We start from the raw sequence: 18,663 nt of genomic DNA on the forward strand, positions 1-18,663 counted from the left end.
CTGAAAATGCCCGCCAATTCGGCGGGCATTTTCAGTTTTGACCTGGTATCTTGATCGTGCCTCAGAGGCTATTTCAGAAACCCGAGAACCCCGGACTTTTGTCTCCGGTTTCCGTCCTCGAACTCATACCCCAACAGGTCGATGTCCCGTTCGTAAACCCGCGCGATCACTGCGCGGCTTTCATCGTCATAATAGTCGCGGAAATCAGAGCGTTTCGTTTGCTTTCTCCGGCGTACGAGCGAGCGCCGCAGCCCTATCTTTTTCAGCACCACCTTGAGATCGTCTTCGAACCTTTCCAACCGACCGACAAAATCCAATGGCACCGCACCGGTGGCGTCTGTCAGATAGGTCCATTGCGGTCTGAAATAGCGGATATGCAGGAATGCCTCGGGGTCAGCTGAGAATGCGGAGGTGAACTCTGCGAATGATCCGTGTGACGTCACCTGAGTCAATTCCGGGCGCCTCTGGCAAACATAGTGATAAGCCGAGACAAACCGATCCCAGGGGTTTCTTGCAAAGCTGAACTTGAAGTAGTCGGCGGCCTCATCCCCAAGCACATCGAGATATTGCGAGACAAATTCACAATCATCGCAACGGGGGTCTGTATTGTTCACCCGTCGTCCCAGAAAACGATTGCGTTTCAGCACCGTTGTCAGCGTTGATCCACCGTTTTTCGGAATGTTCACGAATATCGCGCGGTGATTTGGGTAAACTGGCATCTTTCTTCCTCGAAATCACAAACCCTACAAGCCTGTGGGTCAAATGGCACGAAAAACCTGAACTTCGGCACACTCACCTGAATGAGTTCACGCCAAAACACTCTCGGCGTTCTTCAGAACCGATACGCAACCCGGGCGGTGATTGTGCTCAGATCGATGTCCGAGTCGCTGGAGGCGTCGTCGAAACTGCCGCTAAGGTCGCGATAGGTATAGTCCGCGCCTACGAACCAACGTTCCGAGACATTGTACTCCATACCCAGGCCGATGTTGAAGCCATTCAACGTGGTCTGACTGTCACGGGGTTTGAAAGTTCTACTGGGATGAACGCGGAAACGCGACCAGGACCATCCCAGCGCGCCGTAGAACATAAAATCGCCGGTCACATAACCCACCCTTCCGCGCAGGTCGGAAAAGTCCAAAACCTCGCGCCGCTCGGGATCGGGGGCGTCGTTTTGCAGAACGTGGGACATGTTCGAATACCGAAACTCGGCACCGTAAATCCAATCGCCACGTTGCAGGTTATAACCGGCCAAGGCACCAAAGCTGCGCCCATTGTCCGGGTCAAAGGACGCGTTCACATTTCCGCCGGACAAAACAGGGTAATCCGTCGTGCCATCTGACGTTGCTGCGCCGAGTTCCAGACCCACATACGCCCCATCAAATGCGCTGCCGGTCGCGGTGCTCTGCGCCAGCGCCAAGTTCGGTATGAACTGGACCAACGGCAAAAAATACACAAGCGCGACTGCTTTCATCGAAACTCTCCTAAAACCCAAAAAACTGACGTCATAAATGCGCATGTATAGAAAGCATAGGGGATTTGGTAGGGCGGGCAAATATTAAGTAAATTGTGCGGGCATTTAGCCGCTTATGGCTGGCAAAAAATCACCATCGAATTCCAGTTGGTTTGAAAGACGGAAGCCAGCTTTGTTTTTGACCTCTTCCAAGGATAAGCGTGTTCGGAATTGAAAGTCCGGTAATACGTTTTGTTCGAAACATGAAACAAAAAACGCCCGCCAGGATGGCGGGCGTTCCAATCAGCAAACCGGGTCTCAAACCCCGTCCAATGCGCACAAATGGCGCTTAGCGACGGATGCCCAGCTTTTTGATCAGGTCCTGGTAGCGCGCTTCTTCTTTGCCCTTCAGGTAGTCCAGCAGCTTGCGGCGCTGAGCAACCATCTTCAGCAGACCACGACGACCGTGGTTGTCTTTCTTGTGGGTCTTGAAGTGCTCGGTCAGGGTATTGATGCGCGAGGTCAGGATTGCAACCTGGACTTCCGGGGAACCGGTGTCGCCCTCTTTGGTTGCGAATTCTTTCATGACGCGTGTTTTTTCAGCGGCAGTAATCGACATCGGGGTCTCCTTTAAAGGTTAGAGTTGATGGCGCAGGCCGGGATGTCGTCCAGCACAGGCCCATGGAGAAAACCGCACCGAATCCGATGCGGATGGGCGCGTATAAGCGCATTTAGGGTAAATGGCAAAGGGATTCTGGTGGTTCAGCTAAGTGCGCTGAGCTGCGACAGGTCCTGACCGTTGATCAACTGGATATCGTCCAGCGTCAACCCGTCAGCGCCCAGCAATTGGGCGACGTTCTGTCCGTTGACCATTACGCGGGTCAGGTTTTCGTTATCGGCGTCGGTTTCGATCTGAATGTCGGGGTCTTCCTCACCTTCCCAGGATACCAGCAGCTTGTCCTGACCCGGTTCGAAATCCATGATTTGGACCGCCTCATCGCCATCCTCCGGGGCGACCTGGATGCTGTCCGCACCTTCGCCTCCGGTCACGATGTCTCCGCTATCTGCCAGGATCGTATCGTCGCCAGCACCTCCATTCAGAAAATCCATGGACTCGTCACTTTCGCCGTCGTCGCCGGTCAGCACATCGTTGCCGTCACCGCCAAGCAACACGTCCTCGCCCGCGCCGCCATCCAGCACGTCGTCGCCATACCCGCCGTGCAGCGCATCCTTTCCCGCTCCTCCGGTCAGAGTGTCGTTGTCCTGGCCGCCGAACAGATCATCATCGCCTTCGCCGCCGTCCAGTTTGTCCGCGCCGAAATGCCCGTAAAGCGCGTCGTCGCCAGCATCACCGGACAGATCGTCATCGCCGTCCTCACCATGCATCACGTCATCGCCTTCGCCGCCTTCCAGCGTATCGGCCCCCTCTCCACCGTGCAGGGTGTCGTTGCCCACGCCCCCGATCACCGTGTCGTCACCGCCATAGCCGTTGATCTGGTCGTCCCCATCCTGTCCGGTCAGGACATCCGTGTCTTCGCCGCCGGCAATGACCAGATCGCCCTCGAACTCCGAAATTATGGTCCCGGTCGAAAGCTCGGGTACTTCGGGCGGCTCGGGGTCGTCGACGTTTTCGCCGACGTCCAGAAAGTTCCCGTCGGGCACTTCATGAGGTTCATCATCGATGACATAGTCCTCTTCGGAGTTTTCGTCAGAGTCGAATATGTCGCCCATCGCGTAGGCCGCACCGCCTACCGCGGCCAGACTCAGAAATCCAATCAGAAACATGGGAACCCTCCGCGAACGCACTGCTCCGAGGGTGAAATATCCCATGATGTCAGTCAGTTGGTCAAAGCCAAGCTGGACTCGTGGTTAACCTTTGGTCACCAGCGTTCGGGTTGTTGAGTGTATGCGATATAGAGCGGATGCTTGGGATGCCCGCCCTTGGTCAGCCCCAGATGGAACAGCGGCTGGCCGGTGCCGCGCAGCAGGGCTTCCACGGCGGGCCCGCGATCAAGATGTGCACCATGCGTGCCCCAGGCGGCGATGACCTGATCGGCCCATTCGACGCCGTCCAGTATGGCCGCATCATTCTCTGGCCCAACCGGATCGCCAGCGGCGCGCATCTTGCGTGGGTCGGTGTCGCGCCAGGCAAAAATGTTGGTCACCTGAAACGCGCCGAACCCTAAAGCCCGCGCGCGACGCTCGCAACGTTCGACCGTTGGGTCGTTCTGCACTTCGGTCGCAGTGGATGGGTTCAGCATCACGAATAACGCCTTGCGCCCATCCGGATCCCAGATGCGGGTCAGGCTGTATCGATACTTCTCGCAATCGGAATAGATGGCGGTCGAGGGCGCGTCGCCCTTGGTGTGGGAACGGGTGATCATGCCACCGGCCTAGCACGCTGTTTAGGCAACGAAAACCCGGCTGGGATGCAATTCGCCGGATTTGTAGATACCCACGGCCACAGCCTTGCCATCCAGCGAAGCCCAGGCCTCATCGCCGTATTCGACTTCCGACGCCAGAACCATACCCGGATTGCCATTGCGCAGGCGAGTGGCACCTTCGGGGGTGCATTTCAATTCAGGCAGGTCGGCGAGGCCGGTTTCCAGCGGATGCAGGTATTCGTCCAGTGCGGTGGTCTTGGCCATCTCGTCGATCTGTTCGATGTTCAACCCATCTTCGACCTCAAAGGGACCTGACCAGATGCGACGCAGCTCTTTAACGTGGCCATGACACCCCAGCGCCGCGCCCAGATCGCGCGCGATAGAGCGGACATAGCCACCCTTTCCGCAGGTCATTTCCAGCACAACGTGATCTTCGTCGGGACGGTCGACCAGAATCAACTCCTCGACCCATAGCGGGCGGGCCGACAGTTCAACGTCCTCGCCATCGCGGGCTAGCTTATAGGCGCGCTGGCCGTCGATCTTCACGGCTGAGAATTTGGGTGGCACCTGCATGATGTCCCCCAGAAACGGCGCCAGCGCCTGCTTGATATCATCATCTGAAGGGCGCGCATCGCTTTCAGCAATCACCTCGCCTTCGGCGTCGTCGGTGTTAGTGGCCTGACCCAGTCGCACGGTGAAGGTGTATGCCTTGAGCGCATCGGTGATGTAGGGAACAGTTTTGGTCGCTTCTCCCAGCGCCACGGCCAGAACGCCCGTCGCTTCGGGGTCCAGCGTGCCCGCATGGCCCGCTTTCTTGGCGTCCATCGCCCAACGCACCTTGTTGACCACCGCGGTTGAGGTCATGCCCGCGGGTTTGTCCACCACCAGCCAACCGGAAATGTCGCGACCCTTGCGTTTGCGTCCCATATTACACCTAGAATCTTGCCGAGGCGCGCGAGTTAGCGGATCACTCTGCCCCTGTCAATTTCAGGGTGCGTCTTCGACCACGCCGACGATCGGTCCCAGCGAAAACCCGACATCTGATCGATTGTTCGCCCGGTCATACATACGAGAGATATTGCCATCGAAGAACAACGCATTCGGAGTGTTCAGCACGTCCCGGAACAGGCTGCCGAATTCGTGGAATGTCACGTAGTCATCCGAGATTGCGAACACAGCGCGCGCGCCGTCATCGCTGGTGCCCACACCGTTGCGCACATAGCGCGAGGTCGAATCGAGCAGAAAGCGTGGGTGCAATTCGCCATCAATGACCAGCATCGGGCCGGATTGAGTGGCGAAACGGCACTCTGGAGCCTGCTCAACGTAGTTCAACGTTTCGAACACATCGGCGCGGCCTTCCCGGATGCAGAACACGCCGTTCGGAAGCAGCCCGAAATTGCCCGGCCCGGCGTTCGGGATCACGCGCATCTGCTCTTGACCATTTTCGACGTAGTGGCCAACCGGCGAGCGGTCGTCGTGATACATCCCTGCGTTCATCGCAAAGGCCAGACGTTTGTCATCCGCGTTCAGGGCTTCATTCACCGAAGAAAAATGCCCAAGCAAGGTGCCGTCTTGGTCATTCAGGAACAGGCGCAAGTCTTCGTTCGCGGCATCCACCTCGCAGACAGTGTACCGCTTGTCCTCATGGGTCAGCTTCTCACAGGTAACCGCAGAGGCTTGCGCCGCCCAGAGGACAGCGCCCAGAGTGACAATTGCGCGGATCACTCGTCCAGATCGCGGCGCACCGCGTCCTGTTCGAACATGCGGCGGGTGTCGTCCAGACGGTCAAACGTGTCATCCAGACGGAAGCGCAGATCGGGCGAGAATTTCAAACCGACTTTCTTTCCGACCATGCGCCGTAACTCGCCCTTGTTGCGGGCGAGCAGTTCGATCACGTCCTCCTGCCCTTTGCCACCCAAGGGCAGCACATAGGCGGTGGCAATCTTCAGATCGGGCGAGGTGCGCACCTCACCCACGGTGATCGACATGCGGTTCAGGTCGGGGTCGTGGACATCTCCGCGCGCCAAAACCTCGGACAGGGTGCGGCGGATCAGTTCGCCGACGCGTAGCTGTCGTTGGGACGGGCCGGGGCCATCGTGGAATTTGTTCTTAGCCATATCCCCGATCTAAGCGCAAAGCAGGGCTTTGCCAAGCGGGCGCGAACGGGGTAGGAGGCTTTGAGCCGACTTTAGAAAGGACCAGCGCAATGACCCATATTCCGGGGATCGTCATCACAGGGGCTTCAGGCCGTATGGGGCAGATGCTGATCAAGACCGTGACCGACAGCGATAAGGCGCGTTTGGTCGGCGTCGTCGAGCGTAAGGGCCATGATTGGATCGGTCAGGATGTCGGCGAAGCAATGGGCGGTCAGGCGCTGGGCGTGAAAGTCACCGATGATCCGCTGGAGGCGTTTTCGCAGGCGCAGGCGGTGATCGATTTCACCGCGCCCGAAGCGACCTTGGAATTTGCCGCTCTGGCCGCGCAGGCGCGCTGCGTGCATGTGATCGGGACGACCGGAATGACCGAAGAACAGATCGCCGCGCTGGAACCGGCTTCGCGCCATGCGGTCATCGTGCGGGCCGGCAACATGAGCCTCGGGGTGAACCTGCTGGTGCAACTGACCAAAAAGGTTGCGGCTGCACTGGACGAGGATTTCGACATTGAAGTGATCGAAGGCCACCACCACCACAAGGTCGATGCCCCGTCGGGCACCGCCCTGATGCTGGGCGAGGCCGCTGCAGAAGGCCGCGGCGTGAAACTGGAAGATGTGTCCGACCGGGGCCGCGACGGCATCACCGGCGCGCGCCAGCGCGGCAATATCGGCTTCCACGCCATTCGCGGCGGTGACATCGTCGGCGAACACGATGTCCTGTTCGCCGCCCCCGGAGAACGCATCGTCCTGCGCCATCTGGCTACCGACCGCGCCATTTTCGCCCGCGGCGCATTGAAAGCGGCGCTGTGGGGGCAGGGTAGGGCGCCCGGTCAATATGACATGGTGGATGTGCTGGGGCTGTAGGGGCTAAAACAGCGACCTCAGATAGCTGTATGCGACAAACACCGCGATCCAGAACAGTGCAGCTGTTATCCAGGACACGATCCCCAAGGCGAACCAAAGGAAGAAATTCCTATTGGGTACAAGGCGTATCGCATTGGGTTTGTGCTGATCCCAGCATTTCTCGACCATGAAAAAATAACTTCCCGCTCCATAGGCGTTCAAAATGATCCGTCTGCGCGAGGGCGGTCTGCCGCGCGTGCTTATCCAATACTCAACAAACTCATCCTTGAAGTTGAATACTGGAAAGACCGACGTGAGAAAAACCATGGCGACACAGAACGAAAGGCCTAGGAGGGCGAAGCAGCCGAGTATGAAAAACAGCTCAGTCAGCAAATCTGTCTCCTGCAAATGTCAAAAATATTCTGTTTCAGCGAAATGAAACCAGACCGGGTGGTTCCATACCCGACTGTTCGACCTGCGTAAACAAGGCACCCAGCCGCTGATCCCAGGTCGGGAACTGGCCGGTCACCGCATAGGTGAGGCGCTCGGCCCCGATTGAGATGCCAAGGGGCGCGGCGGTGCCGTCGATCACGATCTCGCCGATCTCGGTCCAGTTGGGTGACGGAGGATAAACCTTAGGCACGGACTCATCGGTTTCGCCTACGCGGTAATAGACGCCCATGGTCACGATGTAGTCTTCGCCAAACGGATCGGGAAAGAAATAGCCCGAGGCATCGCGGGCTGCCAGAGCCTCGGCCTCATTCCGCAACAAGACTTTCTCCGCAAAAGGCAGGCCGATCTCGTCCAGAACCGGGCGGATGTTGTCCGCTTGCGGCACGCTGACAAAGGCGATGCGGGACGGGTCGAGGCCAAACGTGTCGGTCAAAAGGCCTATCATCAGGCGGGTTGTGGCCTGACCGTCAGCATCTGAGGGATGGCAGCCGACCTCATGAAACAGGGGCAGCACATCCGGGCGCTGCTTTTCCTCTAAATCCGCGACCCGCGCCAACGGCTGGATCACAAAGGCACTTGAGGACAGCTCGGCCTGATCGAAATCGTGTCGCAGGCCGCCATTATAGTCGTCCGCGCCGGTCACAACTGAAAGTGGCGTAGCCTGGTTATAGCCGAGTTCAGTAAACGCCGCTTTCAAACGGTTTAGTGTGTCGGCAAATTCCTGTTCGAACGGGTCGTTTTGATTGGATGCCGAAAGTCCCAGTCCCGGCAGTATCGATCCGACGGTAGCCGCTGTTCCCAGTTGAACAACTCTGCGTCTGTTCAAGCCCATAAGGTGCCTCCCTGACATAACTTTTTCGACGAGCCTGTCGAGAGTAACACAGAAGAAACGGTCAGGTGTTACGGGATTCTAAAGCTCTCGCGGCCAGCCCTGCGAACAGGTAGTCAGTTGCCGTTTCGGCATAGATTGCCAGTTCTTCTTCATTCGGAATGCCTTGTCCGAGCATCGCGGCTTCTTGATGAGCAAACAACATGGTCGTCCACAGGCGCATCGGGATTTCCGGTTGATCTACGCCCAGCCTGTTTTTGAAGAACTCGCGCAGATGCTCCTTGGTTTCGCTCGGTCCCATCGAAAAATATGACCGTACGATTTCAGGCGCTTTTGGCGCCTCGGCAATCAGCAGGCGGATTGTATCCAGATACTCCTGCCTCAGGTGAGATCGCATGAAACCGGTGGCGAATTCGATAAGGGCTTTGCGCATATCTGGCACCTCCAGTCTCTCCAGATAATCCGCCTTGGGCCCTGGGGCCATGTGCCTGAGCGTAGCTTCAAACAGCTCGAGTTTCGATGGAAAGTACCGGTAGATCGTCTGTTTCGTGACCTGCGCCCCAGCTGCGATCGTGTCCATGCTGGCCAGGACGTAGCCTTTTGTCAGAAAGACAGATTTCGAGGCATTCAGGATTGCTTGGCGGGTCTTTTCTTTGCGTGCTTCCTGCTTGCTCATACTTGCACCATCAAATCATACTGCATGGTGTGATAGCCTTAAAATCTTCGCAAGCGCACAATAATCACACCGGTCAGTATGATTCTATTGTCGGCTGACATGGGGCCTTCCTCTACCCTCGCTCTGCGACCCCAAAACCCACGTATAACCGGCATTGCGATTGCCCTTCTTGGCACCTTGCTGATGAGCTTTGATCCCATCTTTATCCGTCTCTCGGGTGTCAGCGGATTTGACACTGCCTTTCTGTTCGGATTGTTCACGGCGATCTCGATGTCGGCGTTCATTCAGTTGCGGGATCAGCGTGGATTGATCGAAGTCCTAAAAGCCGGCGGCTGGCCAATCTTGCTGTCGGGCCTGTTGATATTGGGCAGCACTTCGGCCCTTGTTCCGAGCATCAAGAACACGTCGGTCGCCAATACGTTTGTGATCCTCAGCACATCGCCAGCGCTGGCCGCGCTGATTAGTTGGTTCTTTCTGAAAGAAATCACACGACGGTCAATGTGGATCTCGATCGTGTTCGTTATGCTGGGGATCGCGATTGTGGTGTCGGGGTCATTTGGCTCCGGTAACCTCAAGGGCGATTTGCTCGCGTTATTTGCGGTAATCTGCCTGTCGCTGAACCAAACTCTGTTGCGCAAGTATCAGGACGTCAGCCGCATGGCGAGCGTCGGGCTGGGCGGGTTGTTCCTCGCACGTGTGATGGCGATAGTGGCGGAACCTTCGGGGTACAGCCTCAGCACATGGGTTATCATGGGGGCCATGGGACTGTTTACAGCGCCGTTTGGCCGTGAGATGTCAGCGGTCGCAACCCGCGATATTACGGCACCAGAAGTTGGCATGATCCTGATGACTGAAGTGGTCTTTGCTCAGTTATTTGCCTTCGAGTTCTTCGGAGTAATCCCACCTGCCGCAAACTTTGTCGGAGGTGCAGTTATCATAGTGACGGTGCTGATCTACGCAGAGTTGTCCGCCAAGCAGGAAAAGTGACCGGCCAGTGAAAATCCGATCGTTTGCAGGGCCGGTTCCAAGCGGAGTCGGCCCTGCCAAGACTTTGTGTTGTCAAAGGTCCCGAACCTTGTCCGCGCGCAGCGGACAGGCAAGATATACGCCAAACTCATTGCCGATATCCGCGCTGACGCGGGCATGCACCCGGCCTTGCCGGTCCAGGAAACGCTGGTTGTCTTCGACGGGGAAAATCCCCTCATGCCAGATGCCGGGATGGATATAGAGACCGCGTGAGCCATCGCACCAGAACGCGACCACCTTTTCGGGTGTCAGGTTGTCACCCGGCAAAGCGGCGGGGACGATGAAGGGTTTGTTATCCAGCGGCCAGAACATCTGCCCGCCGTCGGGGTGATAGTTCATGTGCCACAGCAGCACCTGATCGCGCGGCCCGGTTTGATGGTCTGTCTGCGCCTTCTGGGGATCAGCGGACCAACCCAGCACATAGTGGCCTTTGACCGCCTCATTCTCACCGAAGAGCACATCGCCCTGCCAATCGCATTTGAACGTGCCTTCGACCCAGCCACCCTCGTCGCCGGTTCCTTCGTCAATTGGTCGCCAGCCCTGTTGGGGCCAACGGACGATCTCGATTTCAAAGCTGTCGGGGTCATCGACCAGACAGCCGTATCCTTTGACCGATGCGTCCGTGGCGCGGATCAGGGGAACCTCGTGCCACGGCAGCGACGGCTTCGAGCTGGCTTCAAAGATATATTCAGGTGCGCTCATGACGTTCCCAGATGTTTGTCGACCATGCGCTGAACCATCGGCGCGAAATGGTTGAAATCCGGTGTTTCCATGTCGGCGCGCTTGCCCGCCTCGTCCAGATACCGCACCTGAATGATCTCTTTCAGGTTCGGATTGGCTTCGAACGCGGCCACTTCATCGGCATTCATCGGCCCGCCCTGCAGTTCCAGCGTATGGACCGAGGCGGCCGACAGACGGTTGAAGTACTCGGGCTTGGTAGCGCAGAGATACCGCTTGGCTGCCACGTGATAGCGGCAGCAATCGGTGATGACCGAGGGGAAGAACTTTTCCAGCACCTCCGCGCCCGCGTCCTCATGGTGACGATCCTCAGTATCATCTGGGTGGTAAGTGCCAAACTCGGACGTGAAATGCCCGATATCGTGCAGCAGGGCACCGACGATGATCTCTTCGGGTTGACCGTTCTGTTCGGCGATGGTGGCGCCTTGCAGCATGTGTTCTGCCATGGTGACGGGCTCGCCCAGATATTCTTCGCCGCCGCGACGCTCGAAAATATCACCGATGAAGGCCACGATATTGTCCCGGTTCAGGGTCGAAAAATCCGGTTTCATTCCGCTGCCTCCGGCTGGGCCATTTCCATCGCGGCCAATGTGGACAGCAACCCGTCCTTGTCGGCATAGCACCCCTGCAACCAGCGTGAACCCGCGCCGGAATAGCCCAGACGCGCGTGCAGAACGCGGGTGTTGTCGACGATGAAGCTCTCGCCCGGTTCAAGCTTGAACGACACGCCCATGGCCGGATCGTCGATGATGTCCCCCAGTTGGCGATAGGCGGCGTAGTAGGCCTCCATCTGGTCAAAGGGCACATCAACGAAGGGTGCGGACGAGCGGTTGTTGAAACGGATGCCGATCAGTTCACCGTCCGGCGACAGTTCGATCATCGGGCGGCGAGAGCGCAGGCAGACACCGTCCGAGCCCTTATATTCGAAACGCGCGGGGTAGCCTGCCAACAGAGCAAACCCATCCGGGTTCTGTTCGCGCAGCTTTTCGGCGGCACGGAAACCATCGACCACAATGGAGTCTCCGCCTTCGGCGCTGTTTTCGAGGCAATACAGAATTTGCAGAGTCGGAACCGGATCGCGGTAGGGGTTGTCCGTATGCGCCTGCAAACCAAGGCCGGTATAGGCGAGGTTAGTTGGGTTTACCTCGGTGCGGACCTCGAAATAGGAACCGTAGTTGGTTTGACGGACATAGCCGAACAGATCCGCGACCTTCAGCAGGGATTCCGGTTCGGTCGGGCCGCCGGTCAGCTTGGCAAAACCAAACTCGGCCACTGAGGCCAGCCAGCCACGCTTGGAGGCGGGATTGGCATGAACTTCGCCCCAATCGGCGCTGGGCGCGTCGATCCCGCGTTCCCAGGTGGTGATGCCGGGGGCAATACGCCCGGTTGCGAGGCCGTGTTCACGATCATAGCTGTGTTCGGCCAGCCAATCGGCGGGGAAGGTGACCGTCTTGTCTTCGGGCTGGAACGTGACGCTGAGGTCACCGTTGCTGACCTCAGTGGCACTGACCGAAATGTCCGAGGGTATATCACCGATGGTGATCAGACGTTGGCCGTTTCCGGGCGCGCGGGTTTCAGGGTCCAGCGCATTGTCGCGCAGCCAGATGGCGTGAAAGCGAGCCTTTGTGCCGGTGTCGAATTCAACGGTCACGACCGAGGCGTCATGGGTGGCAGAGCGCAGCATGGGGGTCTCCTGTTCAGCGCGGGCTTTGGTTGAGGAGATACGCCCCTTCTGGCATTAAGACAATTAATCCTTCTTTCTGCTGAGGCTTGGAAAAACTTATGGCTAAGGAAAAGATCGGTTTACCGCCTTTGGACTGGCTGCGCGTGTTCGAAGCGGCGGGGCGTCTGGGCGGTTTTTCGGCGGCGGCACGGGAATTCGGGCTGACGCAGGCTGCGGTCAGTCAGCGCATCGGCAATCTTGAGGCATGGCTGGGGCGGACGTTGTTTGTGCGTGAGGCACGTGGTGTCTCGCTGACGGTCGAAGGCGAAAGCTATCTGCCCTTGGTGCAGGACAGCCTGCAGGCACTAGAGCGTAATACTGAAGATCTGTTCGGCAAATCCCCGCGCGAGCTGCGCGTGGCCGGTTTGTCATCGAATATCCATGCGCTTGTGGTGCCCAGTCTTGCCCGCTTTCAGGAGATGCGCCCGAAGGTGCGCGTGATGACGGATTCCGTGGCGCGGCGGTCGTCGCTGGATGAAGAGCGGACATCGCTGCAGATCCGCTATGGTCGGGGCGCTTGGCCGGGGCGGGATTCAGAGCTGATCGCACGAGAAGTGCTGGTGCCAATGGCAGCTCCGGGCGTGGAATGGGGTGCACCTTTGATTGATCTGCGCGGAGAGCGGCCGGGATGGCGGGATTGGGCGCGGAAGACGGATCAGGGCGACGTGACGACGTCGAACGTCAGTTTCGATTCAATGGAGCACGCGCTTTCGGCGGCGCGTCAGGGAATGGGTGTGGTGTTGGGGTCGATGCCCTTGGCCAAGGCGGATCTGCAGGCCGGGCGGTTGCACAGGCTGAACCTACCAGAGTTAAAAACGCGGGATGGCTATTGGCTGACGTGGCCTGAAGATCGCGCGAAATCGAAAAAACAACGCGCTCTGATCGCAGATTTTCTGGAAGCTTTGCGGGGATGAGCAATCAGAAATCGATTGCGATGCCCTTCTTCTCCCAATCACCGTAACGGGCCGGGTCGGGACCGTCGCGCCCGCCCAGTTCCTTGGGCATCTCTTTTGCCTCAGCTTCCGCTTTTTTGCGACGCTCTTCGGCTTCGGCCAGCGCGCGTTGGGCGGCGGGGGGCAGGTCTTTGCGGTCGTCACTCATGACATCGGGTTCCTTTCCGTGCATTCGCTTGATATACGCCCCCGTCCGCCCTTGGCAATGCGGGCGACGGTCACATCAAAGGCGGTTTTCATGTCCGACAACGCAACAGCGGCGCGACGCAGCGCGATCTATCTGCTGGATCAGATTCTGGGGGAAGGGCGGTTGCTGTCCGAATGTCTGGCTACGGGCGCGCTGGATCGGCTGGAGCCTGAGGATCGTGCGCGGGCGCAGCGGCTGACGCTGGAAACCCTGCGCGGGCTAGAGCGTGCCGACCGGTTGCTGGACAACCACCTGAACCGAACCCCGGCGCTGACCGTGCATAACGCGCTGCGCCTTGGCGCAGTGGAACTGTGCCACGGTGAAGCCGCGCATGGGGTAGTCAATTCCATGGTCGAGATCGTTGGTCGTTCCCGCAAGCATGGGCGGCTGAAAGGTCTCGTGAACGCCGTACTGCGCAAAGTAGCGGCTGAAGGTCCAGAAGCATGGCCCAAGATGCGGGTTCCGCGTTTGCCGGATTGGCTGCGCGAGCCGCTGATAATGGCGTGGGGCGCCGAGGCTGTTTCGGGAATGGAGCAGGCGCAATTTGCGGGTGCGCCGCTGGATATCTCGCTGAAACCCGGCGCAACCGGCCCCGGTGAAGCGCTGCCGACGGGATCACTTCGGGTCCAGGATGCGGGGCAAGTCTCGGCCCTGCCGGGTTTCAACACGGGCGACTGGTGGGTGCAGGATGCTGCAGCCGCCCTGCCTGTGCGTATTCTGGCACCCAAGGCTGGAGAAAAGACTCTGGACCTCTGCGCGGCACCTGGCGGCAAGACGCTGCAAATGGCGGCCGCTGGGGCGGAGGTCACGGCGTTGGATATCTCGGACACGCGGCTGGAACGCGTGCGCGAGAACCTCAAACGCACCAGACTCAAAGCAAATGTCATCGCAGGAGATGCGCTGCAACACCGGGGCCAATACGATGCCATCCTGCTTGATGCACCTTGCTCGGCCACGGGAACCATCCGTCGCCATCCCGATTTGCCATTTGCCAAGGACGGGTCTGAATTCGGCAGCCTGATCGAACTGCAGGCCCAAATGCTGGCGCACGCCTGGACCCTGCTGAAACCCGGTGGACGGCTGGTCTATTGCACCTGTTCGCTGCTGCCGGACGAAGGCGAGGTGCAGGTCGAAGATGCGCTGGAACAATATCCGGATATGGCGGTGGATCGTGATGCGCTGAATGTCCCCGGTGTTGAACAAGAGTGGATCACCCAAGAAGGTGGCCTGCGCCTGCGGCCTGATTATTGGGCGGATCGGGGCGGGATGGACGGCTTCTACATCGCCTGCCTGAACAAATCGACGTAACAAGACGCTTTTCGATGACTTGACGATCGCCGCGGTCTATCGTTGGTTCAGGCGCCAGCAGAGCGCAAGGGGCAGAGTAACGAGCGTCATGTCAAAGACAGATACCATGACCAATCGGTGGACACGGTTTCAGAACCGTCTCTACGCACGGCTTAGCCAGCGACGCAAGGCGGTTTCGGGATTTGTCGGCGAACCTGAGCCGCGCACGGTCGGTTCATTTGCGCGTGGACGTCAGCTTGTCGCCGGAAACCTCCTGTTCGCGGGGTATCTTGTCGAGGCTCAGGACACCGAGTTGTGGGACGTTTCCGCCCCCAGCGCCGGGTTCGACAATGAACGCCACGGATTTGCCTGGCTCGACGATCTGGCAGCCGTCGGCGATATGCGTGCGCGGGAAAAAGCCCAGCGGTGGGTCTGGGGTTGGATCAAGGCGCATGGCCGGGGGCATGGGCCTGGCTGGGCGCCGGACCTGACCGGGCGCCGGGTCATGCGCTGGACCAACCACGCAATGTTCCTGTTACGTGGCATGGACGAAAAGCAAAGCAAGATCTTCTTCCGCTCTTTGGCGCAACAGACATGGTTTCTGTCCAAGCGTTGGAAGGCCGCAACACCGGGCCTGCCCCGGTTCGAGGCGCTGGCCGGACTGGTTCAGGCCGGTCTGGCATTGGAAGAATTAGAGCAACTGGCGGACCCCGCTTTGCGGGCGCTGGCGCGCGAATGCGACGGTCAGATTGACCAGCAAGGCGGTATTCAGACTCGTAACCCCGAGGAACTGCTTGAGGTCTTTACCCTGCTGGCGTGGACGTCAGCGGCACTCAGCGATCTGGGGCGGGGAACGCCCGGCGCGCAGGCAAACGCGATCAAACGTATGGCCCCCACATTGCGCAGCTTACGCCATTCGGACGGTGCCCTGGCCCGCTTTCACGGAGGCGGGCGCGGCGTCGAAGGGCGTCTGGATCAGGCGCTGGCGCAAAGCGGTGTAAGGCCTCAGCATGCCGCGGGGTTGTCCATGGGTTTTGCCCGGATTTATGCGGCCCGGACCAGTGTCATTGTCGACGCGAGCCCGCCGCCGAAGGGGGCCGCGTCGTATAATGCGCATGCGTCAACCCTGGCGTTCGAGTTGACGTCAGGCCGGCGACCGCTGATCGTCAATTGCGGCTCGGGCGAGAGTTTCGGGTTGGATTGGCGCCGCGCCGGGCGGGCCACGCCGTCGCACTCGACGCTGTGTCTGGATGGGTATTCCAGCGCGCGATTGACCACTCCGACCCCTGGGACCGAGCGCGAGGCGCTGGTGGACGCACCGCAAGAGGTTCCGGTTGAGTTCGAAGAAGCGTTCGAAGGCACGCGCTTCATGGCCGGTCATGATGGCTATACCAAGGTTTTCGGCCTGACCCACGCCCGCACGCTTGAACTGCGCTTTGACGGGCGCGAACTGACCGGCGAAGATATTCTGCTGACCGCCACCGACAAGGCGAAACGGCAATTTGACAAGGCATTGGACGCCTCGGGCCTTAAAGGCATCAACTTTGATATCCGGTTTCACCTGCATCCGGACGTGGATGCGGCCATTGATCTGGGCGGTGCGGCGGTGTCGATGGCGCTCAAAAGCGGCGAGATCTGGGTTTTCCGTCACGATGGTGTAGGAAAATTATCAGTTGAGCCAAGCGTTTATCTTGAAAAAGGTCGATTAAAGCCCCGCGCGACAAAACAGATCGTTCTATCCGGGCGCGCAATGGAGTATGCGACCCGCATCCGGTGGACGCTGAGCAAGGCACAGGATACAGCCTATGCCGTGCGCGATCTGCACCGGGACGAGCCCGAGTTTGACTGACGCCAAAAGGACCTTTGGACCCATGAACGACCTTCACCCCGTGCGCCGCGCGTTGCTTTCCGTTTCCGACAAGACCGGGCTGATTGAGCTGGGCAAGGCGCTGGCCGAGCGCGGCGTTGAATTGCTATCGACCGGTGGAACCGCCAAAGCGCTACGTGATGCGGGACTGGACGTGAAGGACGTCAGCGAGGTGACCGGCTTCCCCGAGATGATGGATGGCCGGGTAAAAACCCTGCATCCGAAGGTGCATGGCGGCTTGCTGGCGCTTCGTGACAACGACACTCATGTCGCTGCCATGGAGGAACACGGCATCGGTGCCATCGACCTGCTGGTGGTGAACCTCTACCCGTTCGAAGCGACCGTGGCCAAAGGCGCGGGTTATGACGAATGCATCGAGAACATCGATATCGGCGGCCCTGCGATGATCCGCGCGGCCTCCAAGAACCACGCCTTCGTGAACGTGGTTGTGGACGTCGAGGATTACTCATCGCTGTTGGATCAGTTGGAAGAGAATTACGGCAAGACATCCTACGGTTTCCGACAGTGGTTGGCGCAGAAAGCATATGCCCGGACTGCCGCCTATGATACGGCTGTTTCGAACTGGATGGCCGAAGCGCTGCAGCTTGAGGCCCCCAAGCGCCGTGCCTTTGCCGGAGAGCTGAAACAAACCCTGCGCTATGGCGAGAACAGCCATCAGCAGGCGGCGTTTTATACGGACGGCACCAACCGCCCGGGCGTGGCGACTGCCGTTCAGCATCAGGGTAAGGAACTGAGCTACAACAACATCAACGATACAGACGCCGCGTTTGAGCTGGTGGCCGAGTTCAATCCGGCGCAAGGCGCGGCCTGCGCCATCATCAAACACGCAAACCCTTGCGGTGTTGCCACAGGCGCGACCTTGCTGGACGCGTATAAGTCGGCTTTCGACTGCGACCGGACCTCGGCCTTTGGCGGGATCGTGGCTCTGAACCAGCCGCTGGACGCCGAAACCGCGCAGGAAATCACCGGGATTTTCACCGAAGTCGTGATTGCGCCGGGCGCGTCGGACGAGGCCAAAGCGATCTTCGCCGCCAAGAAGAACCTACGCCTGTTGACGACTGAAGGCCTGCCGGATGTGACCGCAGGCGGCAAAACTGTGCGTCAGGTGGCCGGTGGCTTGCTGGTGCAGGACAAGGATAACGGTTTCATCGGGATGGATGACCTGAAAGTTGTCACCAAAAAAGCTCCGACCGAAGAGCAGATGCGCGACCTTCTTTTTGCTTGGAAAGTGGCGAAACACGTCAAATCCAACGCCATCGTCTACGTCAAAGACGGTGCGACCGTGGGCGTTGGTGCCGGTCAGATGAGCCGTTTGGACTCAGCCATGATCGCTGCCAAGAAAGCCGAACGCATGGCCGACGCGCTGGGCCTGCCGCAGCCATTGACCATCGGCTCGGCAGTGGCGTCTGACGCGTTCTTCCCGTTCCCCGACGGTTTGATGGAGGCGGCTGAAGCTGGCGCCACCTGCGTTATTCAGCCGGGTGGTTCGATGCGCGATGACGAGGTGATCGCAGCAGCGGATGAGGCCGGGTTGGCCATGGTCTTCACCGGCATGCGCCACTTCCGCCACTGATGCGTTACCGCCTGCTTCTCTGGGCTGGTCTGGCCGCGTTTCTGATCGACCAGATCAGCAAGTATCTGGTCGTTCACGTGATGCGCGTGGCCGAAGGGAATATCGATGTCCTGCCGCCGTTGCTGGTGTTCAAGTATGGCGAGAATCGGGGCATCAATTTCGGCCTGTTTCAGGGCAATACCGATGCTGCCCGCTGGGTATTGATCGGTGTTTCGATGGTAATCTCGGTCGGCGTGCTGATCTGGCTGATGCGCACAGTCCCGTCGAAACTCATGCTGGTTTGCGGCGGGCTGCTGATCGGTGGTGCGCTGGGCAATGTCGTGGATCGCCTGCTTTATGGCTATGTTCTCGATTTCCTGAACATGTCCTGTTGCGGTATCAACAATCCTTTCGTGTTCAACCTGGCCGACGTGTTCATTTTTGCGGGAGCCATCGGTTTGGTGCTGTTTGATGGAAAAAAGCCCTCGTGACGCGCCATTTGAAATGCGATAAAAGCGCCTG

General features: G+C 59.0%; 22 protein-coding genes. 7 read left to right on the forward strand and 15 right to left on the reverse strand.

The window, feature by feature from the left end:
- Positions 1-68: 68 nt before the first annotated feature.
- The 8 genes from ACR0AA_RS12335 to rbfA form a co-directional block, all read right to left on the reverse strand.
- Complete coding sequence (locus ACR0AA_RS12335; protein WP_480665014.1) at positions 69-719, reverse strand: sulfotransferase family 2 domain-containing protein; 651 nt, start codon at positions 717-719, stop codon at positions 69-71.
- Positions 720-832: 113 nt separating this feature from the next.
- Positions 833-1,471, reverse strand: a complete 639-nt coding sequence (locus ACR0AA_RS12340) for an outer membrane protein (protein ID WP_480665015.1) — start codon at positions 1,469-1,471, stop codon at positions 833-835.
- Positions 1,472-1,799: 328 nt separating this feature from the next.
- Positions 1,800-2,069 carry a 30S ribosomal protein S15 gene (rpsO, locus tag ACR0AA_RS12345; protein WP_170613058.1) on the reverse strand — a complete coding sequence of 90 codons (270 nt, stop codon included), beginning with the start codon at positions 2,067-2,069 and terminating at the stop codon, positions 1,800-1,802.
- 143 nt (positions 2,070-2,212) lie between these two features.
- Positions 2,213-3,235, reverse strand: a complete 1,023-nt coding sequence (locus tag ACR0AA_RS12350; RefSeq protein ID WP_480665016.1) for a calcium-binding protein — start codon at positions 3,233-3,235, stop codon at positions 2,213-2,215.
- Positions 3,236-3,330: 95 nt separating this feature from the next.
- Positions 3,331-3,834: a DUF1643 domain-containing protein gene (locus ACR0AA_RS12355; protein ID WP_480665017.1), complete on the reverse strand. Its 504-nt coding sequence runs from the start codon at positions 3,832-3,834 to the stop codon at positions 3,331-3,333.
- A gap of 21 nt (positions 3,835-3,855) precedes the next feature.
- Positions 3,856-4,761, reverse strand: coding sequence for a tRNA pseudouridine(55) synthase TruB (gene truB / locus ACR0AA_RS12360; RefSeq protein WP_480665018.1), 906 nt, complete (start codon positions 4,759-4,761; stop codon positions 3,856-3,858).
- A gap of 60 nt (positions 4,762-4,821) precedes the next feature.
- Positions 4,822-5,559 carry a phosphodiester glycosidase family protein gene (locus ACR0AA_RS12365; protein WP_480665019.1) on the reverse strand — a complete coding sequence of 246 codons (738 nt, stop codon included), beginning with the start codon at positions 5,557-5,559 and terminating at the stop codon, positions 4,822-4,824.
- A complete protein-coding gene (gene rbfA / locus ACR0AA_RS12370; protein ID WP_010438628.1) occupies positions 5,556-5,951 on the reverse strand; it encodes a 30S ribosome-binding factor RbfA in 396 nt (131 codons plus the stop codon). The genes ACR0AA_RS12365 and rbfA overlap by 4 nt, the downstream gene beginning before the upstream one ends.
- Positions 5,952-6,040: 89 nt before the next feature.
- Between rbfA and dapB the strand changes: the two genes are divergently transcribed.
- Positions 6,041-6,850, forward strand: coding sequence for a 4-hydroxy-tetrahydrodipicolinate reductase (dapB, locus tag ACR0AA_RS12375; RefSeq protein WP_480665020.1), 810 nt, complete (start codon positions 6,041-6,043; stop codon positions 6,848-6,850).
- Between the two features lie 3 nt (positions 6,851-6,853).
- Here the strand turns inward: dapB and ACR0AA_RS12380 are convergent, their stop codons facing one another.
- The 3 genes from ACR0AA_RS12380 to ACR0AA_RS12390 all read right to left on the reverse strand — a co-directional run bounded on the left by ACR0AA_RS12380 (position 6,854) and on the right by ACR0AA_RS12390 (position 8,787).
- Positions 6,854-7,222 carry a hypothetical protein gene (locus ACR0AA_RS12380; RefSeq protein ID WP_480665021.1) on the reverse strand — a complete coding sequence of 123 codons (369 nt, stop codon included), beginning with the start codon at positions 7,220-7,222 and terminating at the stop codon, positions 6,854-6,856.
- Between the two features lie 34 nt (positions 7,223-7,256).
- Positions 7,257-8,114 (reverse strand): hypothetical protein, encoded by an 858-nt coding sequence (locus tag ACR0AA_RS12385; protein ID WP_480665022.1) that lies wholly within the window; start codon positions 8,112-8,114, stop codon positions 7,257-7,259.
- Positions 8,115-8,175: 61 nt separating this feature from the next.
- Positions 8,176-8,787: a TetR/AcrR family transcriptional regulator gene (locus ACR0AA_RS12390; RefSeq protein ID WP_480665023.1), complete on the reverse strand. Its 612-nt coding sequence runs from the start codon at positions 8,785-8,787 to the stop codon at positions 8,176-8,178.
- Positions 8,788-8,886: 99 nt separating this feature from the next.
- Here ACR0AA_RS12390 and ACR0AA_RS12395 point away from each other — a divergent pair, with 99 nt between their 5' ends.
- Entirely contained in the window at positions 8,887-9,774 is an 888-nt protein-coding gene (locus ACR0AA_RS12395) for a DMT family transporter (RefSeq protein WP_480665024.1), read from the forward strand.
- A gap of 72 nt (positions 9,775-9,846) precedes the next feature.
- On the opposite strand, the gene ACR0AA_RS12400 is transcribed toward ACR0AA_RS12395, so the two are convergent.
- Genes ACR0AA_RS12400 through tmpA form a run of 3 tightly spaced genes read right to left on the reverse strand, consistent with a single transcriptional unit; the run spans position 9,847 to position 12,235 of the window.
- Entirely contained in the window at positions 9,847-10,515 is a 669-nt protein-coding gene (locus ACR0AA_RS12400; RefSeq protein WP_480665025.1) for an ureidoglycolate lyase, read from the reverse strand.
- Positions 10,512-11,102 carry a (R)-1-hydroxy-2-trimethylaminoethylphosphonate oxygenase gene (tmpB, locus tag ACR0AA_RS12405; RefSeq protein ID WP_480665026.1) on the reverse strand — a complete coding sequence of 197 codons (591 nt, stop codon included), beginning with the start codon at positions 11,100-11,102 and terminating at the stop codon, positions 10,512-10,514. The genes ACR0AA_RS12400 and tmpB overlap by 4 nt, the downstream gene beginning before the upstream one ends.
- Positions 11,099-12,235 carry a 2-trimethylaminoethylphosphonate dioxygenase gene (gene tmpA / locus ACR0AA_RS12410; protein WP_480756150.1) on the reverse strand — a complete coding sequence of 379 codons (1,137 nt, stop codon included), beginning with the start codon at positions 12,233-12,235 and terminating at the stop codon, positions 11,099-11,101. Before tmpA ends, tmpB begins: the two co-directional genes overlap by 4 nt.
- A 98-nt stretch (positions 12,236-12,333) precedes the next feature.
- Here tmpA and ACR0AA_RS12415 point away from each other — a divergent pair, with 98 nt between their 5' ends.
- Entirely contained in the window at positions 12,334-13,188 is an 855-nt protein-coding gene (locus ACR0AA_RS12415) for a LysR family transcriptional regulator (protein ID WP_480665028.1), read from the forward strand.
- A 4-nt stretch (positions 13,189-13,192) separates the two neighbouring features.
- Here ACR0AA_RS12415 and ACR0AA_RS12420 read toward each other — a convergent pair whose 3' ends face one another.
- On the reverse strand, positions 13,193-13,375 hold the full coding sequence (locus ACR0AA_RS12420; RefSeq protein WP_170326393.1) for a DUF1674 domain-containing protein: 183 nt from the start codon (positions 13,373-13,375) through the stop codon (positions 13,193-13,195).
- A gap of 90 nt (positions 13,376-13,465) precedes the next feature.
- Here ACR0AA_RS12420 and ACR0AA_RS12425 point away from each other — a divergent pair, with 90 nt between their 5' ends.
- From ACR0AA_RS12425 to lspA, 4 genes are all read left to right on the forward strand, one after another.
- Positions 13,466-14,722, forward strand: coding sequence for an RsmB/NOP family class I SAM-dependent RNA methyltransferase (locus tag ACR0AA_RS12425; RefSeq protein WP_480665029.1), 1,257 nt, complete (start codon positions 13,466-13,468; stop codon positions 14,720-14,722).
- Between the two features lie 88 nt (positions 14,723-14,810).
- A complete protein-coding gene (locus ACR0AA_RS12430; RefSeq protein ID WP_480756151.1) occupies positions 14,811-16,550 on the forward strand; it encodes a heparinase II/III family protein in 1,740 nt (579 codons plus the stop codon).
- Positions 16,551-16,572: 22 nt separating this feature from the next.
- A complete protein-coding gene (gene purH / locus ACR0AA_RS12435; protein WP_480756152.1) occupies positions 16,573-18,162 on the forward strand; it encodes a bifunctional phosphoribosylaminoimidazolecarboxamide formyltransferase/IMP cyclohydrolase in 1,590 nt (529 codons plus the stop codon).
- Positions 18,162-18,632: a signal peptidase II gene (lspA, locus tag ACR0AA_RS12440; RefSeq protein WP_480665032.1), complete on the forward strand. Its 471-nt coding sequence runs from the start codon at positions 18,162-18,164 to the stop codon at positions 18,630-18,632. Before purH ends, lspA begins: the two co-directional genes overlap by 1 nt.
- Positions 18,633-18,663: the final 31 nt, after the last annotated feature.

It is taken from the genome of Ruegeria sp. CE8, from assembly GCF_056537465.1.